Below are 14,773 nucleotides of genomic sequence, written 5' to 3' on the forward strand. Positions count from 1 at the left end.
CAGGTTTCCACGGGTCCGCACTGTTGACCTCAGCCGGGACGCTTCTGGTTCTCGATGTACTCCTTGATGATCGACAGCGGGGCGCCGCCGCAGGACGCGGCGAAGTAGGACGGGGACCAGGGCTGATGCGTTCTCAGTGAGTGATCTTGAGGAGTGCGGTGGCGTGATCCGGGCGTGACCGGTAGTGGTCGGCTGCGGCGGCGATGTTGTTCCAGCCGGCCTGGCGCATCAGGCCAATGGCAAGGTTGCGTAGCGTGGCCATGAGGCGGGGTGCGGTGCCGGTGCGGATCCGGGAGGCGTCTTCGCCGTGGGTCACGGCGCGCACGTGGGCCTGTACCAACGAGCTCCGTTGCCCCACGTCGAGAACCCGTCAACACCCCTTGCGTGACCTGCGAAAACGCTAACTACCCGGCCTTGGGGGAACTTCATCACCATCGACACCCGCCCCATACGACAACGTCGGTCTCCAAGACCACAACCAGGTCTTGGAGACCGACGTCACGCCAGGCCGCGAATCGACCAACAGCGTTCCTGGGATAGGACGGGGCCCTGTGTGTCCGGCGGCGAGGGTGGATTCCCCGCCCCGGGCCAGCGATGTGCGGCTACTGCTTCTCCGCCGTGTACAGCGCGCTCACCTCGTCCGCGGTCAGTGCCTTGTCGAACGCGTGTACCTCGTCGATCGAGCCGTTCCAGTAGTCGGTGTTGTTACTGGCGTACAGGGCGCGGCCCACGGACAGCGGGCCCGTGCTGACGTCGGCGGTGCCGGGGTCGGCAGTCGCGACGAGTTGGCCGTCGATGTACAACTTGATCGTGTTGCTCGCGTTGTCCCGTACGCCAACCAGGTGGTACCAGCGACCCAGCTCGGGCATGAGCGCGAGGCGGGCCCGGTGGCCGCCTGGGGTGCTGAACGCGAAGGCGCCCTGGCCGTACTGGAGGTAGAACGGGTTCTCCGTGCGGCGGCCGTCCTGGCTGACCACCGTGGCGTAGTTGCCCGGGATCGAGGACAGGGTGACCCACGCCGAGACCGAGTAGCTCCGGGTGGTGTCGAGCACCGGGCCCGAGGTCTCCGCGTACTGGCCCTGGCCGTTGAAGCCGAGGGCCGTGCCGTGCACGCCGGCGGTCCAGGACGCGCCGTTGGTGAGGGTCAGCGGCAGGTTGTTCGGGCCCTGGTCGCGGGCGGTGGTGCCGGAGCCCTCGTCGAGGGCCCAGTAGCCGCCGCCGTGGAGCTCGGCCCGGTCGCCGGCCGCCGCGCCGGCGGCGATGACCTGGCGGTTGATGTCGCGCACCTGGTCCGGGTCGACCTTGACCACCCTGCGGTCGTACGAATAGAGCCCGTTGAGCTCGTTCTCGACGTCCGTGACCTGGGTGTACACCGAGCCGGAGAGCTCGGCATTGGCCGAGGCGAGGTAGTAGCGCCGGGTGTTGTCGACGTACTTCTTGGTGAGGGCGGCCTTGTCGGCCACCCCGCTGTAGATCGCCGCGGGGGCACCCGGCCACATGTGTCCGGGGCTGCGGAGCGTGAAGCCGCCGTGCTCGCCGTCCATCGCTGCCCGCTTCTCGTCCGGGAAGGGCGCCTCGCGGTTCAGGTAGTCGTGGTGGTCGATGATGTCGCCCTTGCCGGAATCGCCCTTGGAGGCGCAGCAGTTCACGCCGCTGTGGGCGTTGACGACGCGGGACGGGTCGGCCGCCTTGACGGACTCGGCGATCTTGCCGGTCTCGGTGCGGTCCCACTCGCCCCAGCCCTCGTTGAACACGATCCAGCCGATGACCGAGGGCGAGTTGTGCAGCTGGTCCATCTCGCGCATGCCCTCGGTGACGAAGGACTGCTTGCCCGTGTCGTTGGTGATGTTGCTGGATACGAAGTCCTGCCACACCAGCAGGCCGAGCTGGTCGGCGTGGTAGTACCAGCGCGCCGGCTCCACCTTGATGTGCTTACGGACCGCGTTGAAGCCCATCTTCTTCTGCACCTTCAGGTCGAAGGCGAGGGCCTGGTCGCTGGGCGCCGTGTTCAGGCCGTCGGGCCAGAAACCCTGGTCCAGCATGGCGAGGGAGTAGATCGGCTTGCCGTTCAGCACGAGCTTCTGGTAGCCGCCGACGTTCGCGATGGCGATCTTCCGCATGCCGAAGTAGCTGCTGACGGTGTCGGTGGAGCGCCCGTCGGTGAGCGTGACCTCGAGCTTGTAGAGGTACGGGTCGTCCGGGCTCCACAGGTGCTGGCGGGCGACCGGCAGTCGCAGCGCGGCGCCTGCCTGGCCGGTGACCGTGCCGACCACCCCGCCCGCGGCGTCGCGGGCGACGGCCTTGACCTGGGCGTTCGTCGAGGCCCCTGCGGACTTCACGGTCAGCGCCAGGCTGCTGGTGTCGATGTCCGGCGTGGTGACCAGCTTGTCGATGGAGGTGTCGGCGACCGGCTCCATCCACACCGTCTGCCAGATGCCCGACGACTGGGTGTAGACGATGCCGCCCGGGTGGGTGGACTGCTTGCCGACCGGCTGGTTCGCGCCGCCCGTGTCGATGGCCTCGACCACGATCTCCTGTTGCCCGGTGCCCTTGACCGCGTCGGTGATGTCGGCGCTGAAGCCGGTGTAGCCGCCGGTGTGTTCGGCGACCTGCGTACCGTTGACCCAGACGCGGGCGCGGTAGTCGACAGCGTCGAAGTTCAGCTTCAGCCGCTTGCCGCTGCCGATCTTCCAGTCAGCGGGGACGGTGACGAGTCGGCGGTAGAACATGTGGTCCTCGTGCCGCTCGATCCCGGACAGTTGGGACTCGACCGGGAACGGGACGGTGATCTTCTCGTTGAGGTCCTTGCCGAACACGGGCTGTTCGTTGGCGGCAGCGCCGGCGAACTGCCAGGGGCCGTTGAGGTTCTTCCACTGCTCACGCACCTGCTGCGGCCGCGGGTACTCGGGCAGCGGGTGGTCATGGTTGAGCTTGTCGCCCCACTGAGTGGTGAGCCGGTGGGTGGAGGTGTTGCGCGCCGTGCGGATGATCTGCGGCACGGTGTCGCTGCCGACCTTGAGACCGCCGGAACCATCGTAACTGACCCGGACCTGCTGGCCCTTCTGGATCGGCTCTGCCAGCGTCATGATCGCGGAGTGCGGGTCGTCCGAGGCGAGCGCCACCGAGTCGACCGGCATCGGCGAGGTGTCGGCGTCGATCTTCAGATGGTCCTTGATGCTGCCCAGGTCGGTGACGTCGTTCTCGAACGTCGCCTGGACGCGCAGGCCGTCCTCGGCGACGGTCAGGTCCACCGGGTAGATCTGGAAGCCGGCCGGCGGGGTGAACGCCGATTCGGGGACGAACTGCTTGTCCAGCCCGGGGCCCGACCAGCGCAGGAACATGTTCGCGCCGCCGACGTCCTGGAACATCTCCAGCCGGAAGTCGTGCTTCTCGCCGGCCGCCAGGGTGACCGCCGCGCTGGTCTGTTCCTTGTCCCAGTCGCCCACCCAGTGGTCGATGACCGGCTTGCCGTCGATGAACAGCCGGAAGCCGTTGTCGCCGACGGCGTAGAACGTGTAGTCGCCAGTGGTGGGCGCCTCGATCTGCCCGGTCCAGCGGGCCGTCGTGTTCTCCGTGTGCCCGGTCAGCGTCTCGAACGTGGTGACCAGGCCGGGAAAATTGATCTGCGGGTCGAGTGAGACCCCGCCGAGCTCGGCGAAGTCGCGGGCGCCCGGCGCGGACATGCTGAAGTACTCGCCCTTCAAGCCGTGTACCGCGGCGGCGGTGTCGCCTGCGGCGAACGTGGTTACGGCAGCTGTCGGCACGGCGGCCGCTGCGGCGGGGGCCAGGTTGCCGCTCACGGGCAGCGCCAGCGCGACGGCCAGCAGAAGCGTGGGCAGCGCACGTCTGGAACGAGCGGATTTTCGTCTCATGCGGATGACCTCGCGGAAGTGGGGTCGGAAGCCGAACCACTGGTACTGGTACGGCTGTTGGAGACATGGCTGAGCACGGCCGCAGGTTTGCCAGAAGGGTGGGCGGCGACGCCGTCGGCCGATAGTTTCCAACGTAGGAAAATGTTGTGCAGCGGAATGAGAGCACGCGAACTCACGCGTGTCCAGAGGTCTCGCCACGGTCCGCGGCAGCGTGCGCGAAACGCAACCGCAACGTGTGCGCAACGCTCTTGCCGTCGCCGCCGCAGCACCTATATAACGTTGTAAAGCCAGCCAGGGACCTCCCCAAACTGGGCTGCCCCACATCTACTTCGCAGCTCAAAGCCCCAATCCGGCGGTCGCGCAGACACGTTGCGGCCCCTGGGCACGGCATGGCCGCATTCGATTCACGCGACCGACCGCACGCCGCCCGGCGGTGCTGTCCCGTCCCGCCAAGGAGTGTCAAATCCCATGAACAGCACGCGCGGATCCCGCACCTTCGCCATCGCGAGCCTTCTCGTCGCGGCCATCACGCTCACCGCCACCGGCTGTGCGAAGTCGGAGGACAACGGCAGTTCAGGCAGCGACGCGTCCCAGGCCGCGCCGGCCGTCCAGACTCCGGTCGCCTCCGGCGACGGCTGCACGCTGAACGCCTACGGTGCCAAGAAGCTGGACCTGAAGAACGCGGTCGTCGGCTTCTCCCAGTCGGAGAAGGAGGCCAACCCGTTCCGGATCGCCGAGACCCAGTCCATCAGGGACGAGGCGGCGAAGGTCGGCGTCAAGAAGCTGCTGACCACCAACGCGCAGTCGCAGCTGCCCAAGCAGATCAGCGACATCCAGGACATGCTGGCCCAGGGCGCCCAGTTCCTGATCGTCGCCCCGCTCAACTCCGACGGCCTGGAGCCGGCGCTGAAGGCGGCAGCCGACAAGCACGTGCCGGTCCTCACGATCGACCGCAAGGTCAACGCGACGGCCTGCAAGGACTACCTGTCGTTCCTGGGCTCGGACTTCGTCGAGCAGGGCAAGCGGGCCGCCGACGTCATGATCAAGACCACCGGCGGCAACGGCAAGGTCGCCGTCCTGCTGGGCGCCTCCGGCAACAACGTCACCACCGACCGCACCAAGGGCTTCGTCGACCAGCTCAAGGCCAAGGCCCCGGGTCTGGAGATCGTCGCGCAGCAGACCGGCGAGTTCGCCCGCGACAAGGGCCAGCAGGTCATGGAGCAGCTGATCCAGTCCAACCCGGAGATCACCGCGGTCTACGCCGAGAACGACGAGATGGCCCTCGGCGCCGTGACGGCCCTGAAGGGTGCGGGCAAGAAGCCCGGCAAGGACATCAAGGTCGTGTCCATCGACGGCACGCGCAACGCCGTCCAGTCCATCGTGAACGGCGAGATCAACGCGGTCATCGAGTCCAACCCGCGCTTCGGCCCGCTGGCCTTCGCCACCGCGCAGAAGTTCTTCGGCGGCGACGCCATCCCGGCGAACCTCATCATCTCCGACCGCGCCTACGACGAGGCCAATGCGAAGACCTCGCTCGGCGGGGCGTTCTGACCGACCCGCTCCCGGGCCGCCACGGAAGACCCCCGTCCCGTGGCGGCCCTGCACCACTTCCCCTACGAACTCCGGAAGGCCAGGTCCATGGCACCCCCCGATGCGGCAGCGTCCGCGGAAGCCGACAGCCGGGCGCCGACCGCACCGGCGGTACTCGAGGCCCGCGGCGTCGGCAAGCGGTTCCCCGGTGTGGTCGCGCTCGACGACGTCTCCTTCACCCTGCGCGCGGGCGAGACCCATGCCCTCGTCGGCGAGAACGGCGCAGGCAAGTCCACCCTGATCAAGGTGCTCACCGGCGTGCACCGCCCGGACGGCGGCGAACTGCTGCTGCACGGCGAGCCGGTGGCCTTCAACCGCCCCTTCGAGGCGCAGCAGGCGGGCATCTCCACGATCTACCAGGAGGTCAACCTCGTTCCCCTGATGAGCGTGGCCCGCAACATCTTCCTGGGCCGCGAGCCCAAGAAGCGCCTCGGGCTGATCGACTTCGCGCGGATGCACCGCGAGGCGGCCGAGCTCCTCGCCGGGTTCGGCGTCCACGCCGACCCGCGGCGGCCGCTGCACACCCTGGGCCTGGGTACCCGGCAGATGGTGGCCCTGGCCCGTGCGGTGTCCGTCAAGGCGCAGGTGGTGGTCATGGACGAGCCCACCTCGTCCCTGGAGCCGCGCGAGGTGGAGACCCTCTTCCGGGTCATCGGCGAGCTGCGTCGGCAGAACATCGCGGTGGTCTACGTCAGCCACCGGATGGACGAGCTGTACCGGATCTGCGACCGGGTGACCGTGCTCCGCGACGGCCGGCACGTGCACACCGGCGAGCTGGCCGACCTCGACCGTATGCAGCTGGTGTCCATGATGCTCGGCCGGGAGATCACCGAGGTCCGCCGGCACGGCGTGACGAGCTTCGGCGACGAGGGTCACGACATCGCGCGCCGCACGGTCCTCAGCGCCACCGGACTGACCCGCAGGCACCAGCTGGACGGCGTCTCGCTGGAGCTGCACCCGGGCGAGGTGCTCGGACTCGGCGGCCTGCTGGGCTCCGGGCGCAGCGAGACCGCCAAGGCGCTGGCCGGCGCCCTGTCGCTGGACGCGGGGGACATCAGCGTCGACGGCAAGCCGCTGCGCCGCAAGACCTCCGCGAGCGCCATCCGCGCCGGCATCAGCCTGCTGCCCGAGGACCGCAAGGCAGAGGGCATCGTGCCGGGCCTTTCGGTACGGGAGAACATCGTGCTGGCCGCCATGCCGAGGCTGTCCAGGGCGGGCGTCGTCTCGCGCCGGCAGCAGGACCGCATCGTCGAGGTCTTCATGAAGCGGCTGAGGATCAAGGCCGCCAGCCCCGAGCAGAAGGTCGGCGAGCTCTCCGGCGGCAACCAGCAGAAGGTGCTGCTCGCACGTTGGCTGTGCCTGGAGCCGAAGGTGCTGCTGCTTGACGAGCCGACACGCGGCATCGACGTCGGCGCCAAGGCCGAGGTGCAGGCGCTGATCGACGAGCTGGCCCAGGAGGGCCTGGCCGTCCTGCTGATCTCCTCCGACATCGAGGAGCTCATTGAGGGCTCCGACCGAATCGTGGTGCTACGCGCCGGCGCCGCGGTCGGCGAGCTGACCGGCGACCGGGTCGGCGAGGACGAACTCCTCGCCGTACTCGCCGACCACTCACCCGCCGCTTCGGCCGGGGCGGACTTCGCCCCGGCCGGCGGCGCCAGCGCCAAGGAGGACACCCGATGACCGCCCAGGCCGCCACGGCGGCGACAGGCGGAGTCGCGCGACCGCGCGCCGCCGCCGCCTGGTTCCAGGAGTACGGCGTGTACGCGGCCGTGGCCGCGCTTGTGCTCTTCAACGCCGTCTTCACCGACCACTTCCTCACCACCGACAACCTTCGTACGCAGCTGGTCCAGGTCGCCCCGATCGTGATCGTCGCGCTGGGCATGGCCCTGGTGATAGGCACCGAGGGCGTGGACCTGTCCGTCGGATCGACAATGGCCCTGGCCGCCGCCCTGCTGCCGCTCTATCTCGGCTACGGACTGGTACCGGCGCTCTTCGTCGCGCTGCTGGCCGGAGCCGTGATGGGTGCGGTCAACGGCACGCTGGTGTCGGCCGTCGGGCTGCAGCCGATCGTTGCCACCCTGGCGCTGTTCGTCGGCGGCCGGGGGCTCGCCCTGGTACTGGCCGACGGGCAGCTGAAGCAGATCTCCAACCCCGACCTGCTGGCCCTGGGAACCGACAGCGTCCTCGGCATCCCGGTGATCGTCCTGATCGCCGCCGTGCTGGCGCTCGCCGTGGCCTTCCTCGTCGGCCGCACCACCTTCGGCCGGCAGATCGTCGCGATCGGCGGCAACCGCCCCGCGGCGGCGCTGGCCGGACTGCCCGTCAAACGCGTCCTGACCGGCGTGTACGTGCTGTGCGGCGTCCTCGCGGCGCTGGCCGGCATACTGGCCACCTCCCGGCTCACCGCGAGCGACCCCTCGTCGCTGGGAACCCTCATGGAACTGTCCGCGATCACTGCGGTGGTGGTGGGCGGGACTCCGCTGAGCGGCGGGTCCATCCGCGTCCTCGGCACCGTCGCCGGCGCGCTGCTCATGCAACTGCTGCGGGCCACCCTGGTCAAGCACAACCTGCCCGACTCGACCGCCCAGATCGCCCAGGCGGCCATCATCCTCGCCGCCGTCTACGTCGCACGGGAGCGCCGGTCCCGATGAACCTCACCTCCGCACAGGATGCCCCCGAGACCACCGCGACGCCCGGCGGCGCACCTCTCGACTCCGCCGCGCAGCCGGGCACCTGGGAGCGCCTCGCCTCGCTGGTCCAGCGCCAGGGTGTGCTGGCCGTCCTGCTGGTCGTCGTGCTGATCGCGTCGTTCCTCTACCCGTCCTTCGCCACGCTGGACAACGTCCGCGGCATGACCGTCCAGGCGTCGTTCCTGGCCGTCGTGGCGCTGGGCATGACCCTGGTGATCATCACCGGCGGTATCGACCTGTCCGTCGGATCGGTCTTCGCGCTCGGCGGCGTCCTCGCCGCCTGGGCCTCGCAGTGGGGCCTGCTGCCCGCGCTGCTGGTGCCGCTGGCGGTGTGCGGGGCGATCGGCATGCTCAACGGGCTCCTCATCGCCCGCGCGGGGATGGCGCCGTTCATCGTCACGCTCGCCTCGCTGCTGGCCGCCCGCGGGCTGCTGCTCGCGATCACCGACGAGGGCGCCACCACGTATCTGGTGCCCAAGGGTTCGGCGTTCGCCGAGCTCGGCCAGGGCAGCGTCTGGGGCTTCGGCTACCCCGTCCTCATCGCGCTGGTGCTCTTCGGAGCCGGCGGCCTGGTGCTGCAGCGCACCTCCTTCGGCCAGACGCTGTTCGCCGTGGGCGGCAGCGCCGACGCGGCCACCCTCATGGGCCTGCCCGTGGTCCGCGCCAAGGTCATGGTCTATCTGATCAGCGGGCTGCTGGCCGGACTTGCCGGCGCCGTCAGCGCGGCGCGGCTGTCCTCCGGTGTCACCATCATCGGCGTCGGCATGGAGCTCGATGCCATCTCGGCGGTCGTCATCGGCGGCACGCTGCTCATCGGCGGCGCGGGCTCGGTGAGCGGCACGCTGTGGGGCGTCCTGCTGCTCGCGGTCATCCAGAACCTGATCAACCAGATCGGCTCGCTCAACTCCTCCTACCAGTCGGTGGTCAGCGGTGGCTTCCTGATCGTGGTCGTGGTCGCGCAGCGGTACCTGGCACGCAGTCGCACATCCACCTGAGGAACGCCGAGCGCCGTACGGCCGCAGCACCGGCGGCGCTCGGCGCAGCTCTCCGGGTCCCGGGACCTTCCGGGACCGGTCCACTCCAGTGAAGGAGCGCCATGGGCGTCAGTGTGAAAGACGTCGCGCAGCGGGCAGGCGTGTCGGTCAAGACCGTGTCGAACGTCGTGAACAACTACCCCCACGTCTCGCCCCAGATGCGTGCCAAGGTGCAGAAGGCCATCGACGAGCTCGGCTACCGGCCGAACCTCACCGCACGCCATCTGCGCAAAGGCCGCACCGGCGTCATCGCCCTGGCCGTCCCCGAACTCGGCAACCCCTACTTCGCGGAGCTCGCCGGCGCGGTCGTCGACGCCGCCGCCCAGCACGACTACACGGTGCTGCTCGATCACACGGCCGGGCAGCGCGAGCAGGAGATCCTCGTCTGCCAGGGCTTCCGCTCCCATGTCATCGACGGCCTCATCCTCAGCCCCATCCATCTGGAGGCGGAGGACCTCCTCGCCCGGGAGGAGACGTCGCCGCTCGTACTCCTGGGCGAGCGCGAGTACGAGGCACCGTACGACCACATCGCCATCGACAACGTGGCCGCGGCCCGCACGGCCATGCGTCATCTGCTCGAACTCGGCCACCGGCGGATCGCGTTCATCGGCTCCCGCACCGGCCGCGAGCGCCAGCCCGCCCATCTGCGGCTGCGCGGCTGGCGGGAGGAGCTGACGGCGTCCGGGATCGAGCCGGACGAGTCGCTGGTGGTCGTCACCGACGGCTACGGGCGCGGCGACGGTGCCGCGGCGATGGCCGCGCTGCTGGACGGCGGCGAGCGGCCGGACGCCGTGTTCGCGTACAACGACCTGATCGCCATCGGTGCGATGCGCACGCTGACCGAGCGGGGCCTGCGCGTGCCCGAGGATGTCGCCGTCGTCGGCTTCGACGACATCGAGGAGAGCCGCTACGGCAGTGTCACCCTCACGACGGTCTCCCCCGACAAGGAGGCGATCGCCCGGCTAGCCGTCGACAGCCTCGTCGAACGGATCTCCGGGATCCCTGCCGAACCCCGCAGGGCGCGGCCCGGATACCGGCTCGCCGTCCGCGAGTCCACCGTCTCCGGCTGACGGACGCCCCGCGCCCGGCTGCTCTGCGCTCCCCACCCCGTACGACGAAGGAACCATGACTCACCGACCCGCCCTGCAGCGGGGCCCGTTCGGCACAGCTCCCTCAGGCGAGGACGTCGACCTGTGGCACCTGGCCTCCGACGCCGGCGTGACCGCCGAGGTCCTTACCTACGGCGGCATCCTGCACGCCCTCACCGTGCCCGACCTGGCCGGCGAGGCCGGCTCCGTCGTCCTGTCGCTGGGCTCCGTCGACCAGTACGCCGAGAAGAGCCCGTACTTCGGCGCGATCGTCGGCCGCTACGCCAACCGCATCGCCCGCGGCCGCTTCGTCCTGGACGGCGCAGAACACCGCGTTCCCGCCAACGACCGCGGCCACGCACTGCACGGCGGTCCCGAGGGCTTCGACAAGCGGATGTGGCAGGCCGAGCCGCTGCCCGACGAGGGCCCGGCCACGCTGCGGCTGTCGCTGCGCAGCCCCGACGGCGACATGGGCTTCCCCGGCGCCCTGGACGTGACGACCGTCTACTCCCTGGACGGCGCGGGCACGCTCGCCGTCGACTACACGGCCACCACCGACCGTCCCACCGTCGTCAACCTCAGCCAACACGCCTACTTCAACCTCGCGGGGCGCGGCGACGTCCTGGACCACACGCTGCAGGTCGACGCCGACGCGTACCTGCCGATCAGCGCCGAGGGCATCCCGCTCGGGCCGGCCGCCCCCGTCGCCGGGACGGCCTTCGACCTGACGTCCGGGCGCAGGCTCGGCGACGTGCTCGACCAGCCCCACCCACAGCTGGCAGCCGCCGGCGGGGGCTACGACCACTGCTGGCTCCTGCGCGGCGACGCCCCCCGCGGCGAACTACGGCGCGCCGCCCGCCTCACGGCGCCCAGCGCGAGGCGGGTGATGGAGGTGTGGACCACCGAACCCGGGCTGCAGGTCTACACGGGCAACCAGCTCGACGGGTCCCTCACCGGCCACGACGGCGACCCCCATCCGCTCCACGGCGCGGTTTGCCTGGAGACCCAGCACCTGCCCGACTCGCCCAACCGACCGGACTACCCCACCACTGTGCTGCGCCCGGGCCAAGTCCTGTGCAGCCGCACCGAGTTCCGCTTCCCGCACCTGGCCGCGGCTCGCGCGAACCGAGCGCCGGCCGTCACCGAGAGGATTCAGAAGAAGTGCTGCACAGGATGAACAAGAAGAGAAGGACCCGCGCCCGCGGCCCGGGACGCCGCCGGCTGCCGACGCTGCTCGTCGCAGCCGGCCTGCTGGCGGCAAACCTCGCGGGGGCGACGGTTGCGACGGGGACTCCGGCCGCACAGACACCCGCGGCGGCGGTACCGGCCATCGGGCCCGGCACCCACATCCTCGACCACGGTTCGTATCTCGCCGGATTCAACGACAAGCAGTGGTACGAGGCGAACGTCCCGTTCGTCGACCTGCCCGACAAGTCGATCCAGGACGTGTACTACTACCGGTGGCGGGTGTGGAAGGAGCACCTGCGCTACACCGACCCGGCCAACGGCTGGATCCTCACCGAGTTCCTCGACTGCTGCGGTTACGCGGCGCCGTACCAGGCCATCAACGCCGCGGCGGCCCACCACATCAGCGAGGGCCGCTGGGTACGCGACGAGTCCTACCTGGACGACTACACCCGCTTCTGGCTCACCGGCCCCGGTGGCGGCCCCAAGCCGGCCGTGGACTCGGTGAACAAGGACACCACCGACTGGGCGCACGAGTACAGCTTCTGGCTGGCGAGCGCGGCCTACGGCCGGGCCCAGGTCACCGGCGACTTCTCGGAGCTCGTCGACCTGCTGCCGGAGCTGGAGCGGCAGTACCGCGGCTGGGACAAGCAGTTCGACGCCGGGCTCGGGCTCTACTGGTCGGTCCCGGTGTGGGACGCGATGGAGCTCTCTGCCTCGTCGTACGCGTCCGACGACCCTTACCACGGCGGCGCCGGCTTCCGGCCGACGCTCAACTCGTACCAGTACGGCGACGCTACGGCGATCAGCAAACTCGCCGAGCTGGCCGGGGACGAGGAGACCGCACGGGAGTACGCCGGCAAGGCCGCGGCGCTCAAGAAGGCCATGCACACGTGGTTGTGGGACCCAAGCCGGCAGTTCTTCATGACCATGCCGCGCGACAAGAACCCCGACCACAAGCTGTTCGACTCGCGCGAGCAGATCGGCTACCTCCCCTGGCAGTTCGGCGCCGCCGATCCTGCGGACGCCCCGGCCTGGGGGCAGCTGCTCGACCCGCAGGGCTTCGCCGCGCCGTACGGTCCGACGACCACAGAGCGCCGCAGCCCCTGGTTCATGCACGACGCCGCCAACTGCTGCCGCTGGGACGGCCCCAGCTGGCCGTTCTCCACCGCGCAGACGCTGACGGGGCTGGCCAACCACGTCGCCGATCACCCGGCGCAGCAGGTCGTCGGCAAGGAGGACTACGCCGCCGCGCTGGCGACATACGCCAGGACGCAGTTCAAGAACGGCCGGCCCTACGTCGCGGAGGCGCACGCCCCGGACGAGGACCGGTGGATCTACGACGGCCGCAACCACAGCGAGGACTACAACCACTCGACCTTCAACGACCTAGTGCTCTCCGGCCTGTTGGGGCTGCACCCGCAAGAAGGCGCGCGCCTGCGCGTCCAGCCATTGGTCCCGGACGGCTGGGACCACTACGCGGTGGAGAACGTGCCGTACCACGGCCACAACGTCACCGTCCTGTGGGACCGCGACGGCTCGCACTACGGCAAGGGCGCGGGCATGCGGATCTACGTCGACGGAACGCTGGTGCGCTCGTCGCCGACCCTCGACGACGTGACGGTCCCGGTCGGCCCGGCCGGCTCCCCGACGGGCGCCCCGCACCTGGTGAACGACGCGGCGAACCCGCTGCGTCAGGGCTATCCGCGGCCGATCGCCTCGAACACCTGGCACTCCGACAACGCGTGGAACGCCCTGGACGGCAAGGTCTGGTTCAACGAGGTGCCGGAGAACACCCGTTGGACGAACTACTCCTCGCCGAACGCCCAGGACTACTACGGTGTCGACTTCGGCACCCCGACACCGGTGAGCGACGTCCGCTGGTACGGCTACGACGACGGGGGCGGGGTTCGCCCCGCGGCGGACTACCGGCTGCAGTACTGGACGGGCACGGCGTGGGACGACATCCCGGACCAGACGCGGAACCGCGCCGAGCCGGCCGGCAACGGCCTCAACCGCGTCACCTTCCCGGCGGTCACGACGGACCGCATCCGCCTGTTGTTCACCAACCCCGCCGGCGCGTACGTCGGCGTCAGCGAGCTGGAGTCCTGGTCGCCGTCGAGTCACGCCGCGTCGGTGGCGATCGGCCCGAAGGACGATGGCGGCGCGGTGTCCGTCAACGGTCCGACGGTCGTGCCGGTGACGGTGCGCAGCGCGACCGGTGAGCGCCTGGGCGACCCGTCGGTGTCACTGTCTCTTCCGGAGGGCTGGACGGCTGCGCCCGCCGACCAGAAACCCGTCGCTGCGATCCCGCCGGGCGGCTCCGCGGTCTGGCGCTTCACACTGACGCCGCCGAGCGGTGCGTCGGGCTTCGACACGTCGATGACCGCCACCGCGTCGTACACGACGAAAGAGGGCGGCGCGGCCGCCACGCACACCCGCCGGCGGCTCACCGCCGCCCTCGACCCGGCCACGTACACCGACGCGCAGGTCGTGGACGACTTCTCGACGGACACGAGCGCCGACTACACGGCCCGGCGCCCGTTCCCGGACGAGGCGGTGCCGGCCCTGTCGGTGGCCAACGGCACCCTTCGGGCCACCGCTGACCAGCGCTTCTTCGCCCTGCTGGACCGCGGGGTCGGCCCGTCGTCGGCCGACTCGCTGGCCATCGTCGACCCGGCGGACTTCATTGGCACCGCCCAGAACGAGGACAGCCTGTTCGTGGGCCTCGCCCGCGACGACACCACGTACATCGGCGCCTGGTACAACAACCGCGGCCACTCCAGCGGCATCGACGTCCGGGTGGACGGCCGCATGAACCCGTCCGGCACGGGCGCGTGCTGCTCCACGGTGACGCTGGCGCGCGGCGACCGGCTGGCGCTCCAGATGCACGGCACGACGGTGTCCACGTGGCACGAGCACGACGGCGTCTGGCAGCGCCTCCTGACGACGGACGTCGGCCCAGCGATCAACCTCGCCGACCCAGCGGTGCGCGCGTCGTACCACTTCATGTTCGGCGTCCGCGGCGACGCGGGCACGATCGCGGTGGACAAGTTCGAGGCGCGGAGCGCCGGATAGCGCCACAGTTTCGCCGACCGCCGAAGGCCCCCGGTCCCATCCCGAGGACGGTGTTGGTTGATTCGGGGCCTGGCGTGACGTCGGTCTCCAGGACCTGCTTGTGGTCTTGGAGACCGACGCTGTCGTATGGGGCGGGTGTTGAGTCTCCCTCCGAGGCTGCTATATCGCGTCAAGTTGATTGGCGTGATCCGTGAGGCTGGCTGCCCGGGTTCGATTCGGGGGTTCGAGGATCTTGA

Annotated in this window: 9 protein-coding genes and 1 pseudogene; 7 read left to right on the top strand and 3 right to left on the bottom strand. The window is 70.0% G+C overall.

Annotated features, from left to right (window positions below; translation table 11 throughout):
- Positions 1-29: 29 nt before the first annotated feature.
- The 3 genes and pseudogenes from ACFYXB_RS38760 to ACFYXB_RS38770 all read right to left on the bottom strand — a co-directional run.
- Positions 30-119, bottom strand: a pseudogene (locus ACFYXB_RS38760) (transposase); the annotation flags it as partial.
- Positions 120-133: 14 nt separating this feature from the next.
- Entirely contained in the window at positions 134-316 is a 183-nt protein-coding gene (locus ACFYXB_RS38765) for a hypothetical protein (RefSeq protein WP_389589719.1), read from the bottom strand.
- 286 nt (positions 317-602) lie between these two features.
- Positions 603-3,872, bottom strand: a complete 3,270-nt coding sequence (locus tag ACFYXB_RS38770) for a LamG-like jellyroll fold domain-containing protein (RefSeq protein ID WP_389589680.1) — start codon at positions 3,870-3,872, stop codon at positions 603-605.
- 468 nt (positions 3,873-4,340) lie between these two features.
- On the opposite strand from ACFYXB_RS38770, the gene ACFYXB_RS38775 reads away from it, so the two are divergent.
- The 7 genes from ACFYXB_RS38775 to ACFYXB_RS38805 all read left to right on the top strand — a co-directional run bounded on the left by ACFYXB_RS38775 (position 4,341) and on the right by ACFYXB_RS38805 (position 14,537).
- The gene (locus ACFYXB_RS38775) at positions 4,341-5,423 is read left to right on the top strand and encodes an ABC transporter substrate-binding protein (RefSeq protein ID WP_389589681.1); all 1,083 of its coding nucleotides are present in this window, start codon (positions 4,341-4,343) and stop codon (positions 5,421-5,423) included.
- 87 nt (positions 5,424-5,510) lie between these two features.
- On the top strand, positions 5,511-7,142 hold the full coding sequence (locus ACFYXB_RS38780) for a sugar ABC transporter ATP-binding protein (RefSeq protein ID WP_389589682.1): 1,632 nt from the start codon (positions 5,511-5,513) through the stop codon (positions 7,140-7,142).
- On the top strand, positions 7,139-8,113 hold the full coding sequence (locus tag ACFYXB_RS38785) for an ABC transporter permease (protein WP_389589683.1): 975 nt from the start codon (positions 7,139-7,141) through the stop codon (positions 8,111-8,113). The genes ACFYXB_RS38780 and ACFYXB_RS38785 overlap by 4 nt, the downstream gene beginning before the upstream one ends.
- The gene (locus ACFYXB_RS38790) at positions 8,110-9,147 is read left to right on the top strand and encodes an ABC transporter permease (protein ID WP_389589684.1); all 1,038 of its coding nucleotides are present in this window, start codon (positions 8,110-8,112) and stop codon (positions 9,145-9,147) included. Before ACFYXB_RS38785 ends, ACFYXB_RS38790 begins: the two co-directional genes overlap by 4 nt.
- Before the next feature lie 101 nt (positions 9,148-9,248).
- Positions 9,249-10,256 carry a LacI family DNA-binding transcriptional regulator gene (locus ACFYXB_RS38795; protein WP_389589685.1) on the top strand — a complete coding sequence of 336 codons (1,008 nt, stop codon included), beginning with the start codon at positions 9,249-9,251 and terminating at the stop codon, positions 10,254-10,256.
- A gap of 55 nt (positions 10,257-10,311) precedes the next feature.
- Entirely contained in the window at positions 10,312-11,451 is a 1,140-nt protein-coding gene (locus ACFYXB_RS38800; RefSeq protein WP_389589686.1) for an aldose epimerase family protein, read from the top strand.
- The gene (locus tag ACFYXB_RS38805; protein ID WP_389589687.1) at positions 11,448-14,537 is read left to right on the top strand and encodes a glycosyl hydrolase family 65 protein; all 3,090 of its coding nucleotides are present in this window, start codon (positions 11,448-11,450) and stop codon (positions 14,535-14,537) included. The genes ACFYXB_RS38800 and ACFYXB_RS38805 overlap by 4 nt, the downstream gene beginning before the upstream one ends.
- Positions 14,538-14,773 lie beyond the last annotated feature (236 nt).

The organism is Streptomyces sp. NPDC002619, from assembly GCF_042889305.1.
In the GTDB taxonomy this organism is placed as follows: Bacteria; Actinomycetota; Actinomycetes; order Streptomycetales; family Streptomycetaceae; genus Streptomyces.

What these genes read in the sequence shown, in the direction of transcription:
- ACFYXB_RS38770 (WP_389589680.1), bottom strand. Translation starts at nt 3,872, where the DNA reads ATGAGACGAAAATCCGCTCGTTCCAGACGTGCGCTGCCCACGCTTCTG.
- ACFYXB_RS38775 (WP_389589681.1), top strand. Translation starts at nt 4,341, where the DNA reads ATGAACAGCACGCGCGGATCCCGCACCTTCGCCATCGCGAGCCTTCTC.
- ACFYXB_RS38780 (WP_389589682.1), top strand. Translation starts at nt 5,511, where the DNA reads ATGGCACCCCCCGATGCGGCAGCGTCCGCGGAAGCCGACAGCCGGGCG.
- ACFYXB_RS38785 (WP_389589683.1), top strand. Translation starts at nt 7,139, where the DNA reads ATGACCGCCCAGGCCGCCACGGCGGCGACAGGCGGAGTCGCGCGACCG.
- ACFYXB_RS38790 (WP_389589684.1), top strand. Translation starts at nt 8,110, where the DNA reads ATGAACCTCACCTCCGCACAGGATGCCCCCGAGACCACCGCGACGCCC.
- ACFYXB_RS38795 (WP_389589685.1), top strand. Translation starts at nt 9,249, where the DNA reads ATGGGCGTCAGTGTGAAAGACGTCGCGCAGCGGGCAGGCGTGTCGGTC.
- ACFYXB_RS38800 (WP_389589686.1), top strand. Translation starts at nt 10,312, where the DNA reads ATGACTCACCGACCCGCCCTGCAGCGGGGCCCGTTCGGCACAGCTCCC.
- ACFYXB_RS38805 (WP_389589687.1), top strand. Translation starts at nt 11,448, where the DNA reads ATGAACAAGAAGAGAAGGACCCGCGCCCGCGGCCCGGGACGCCGCCGG.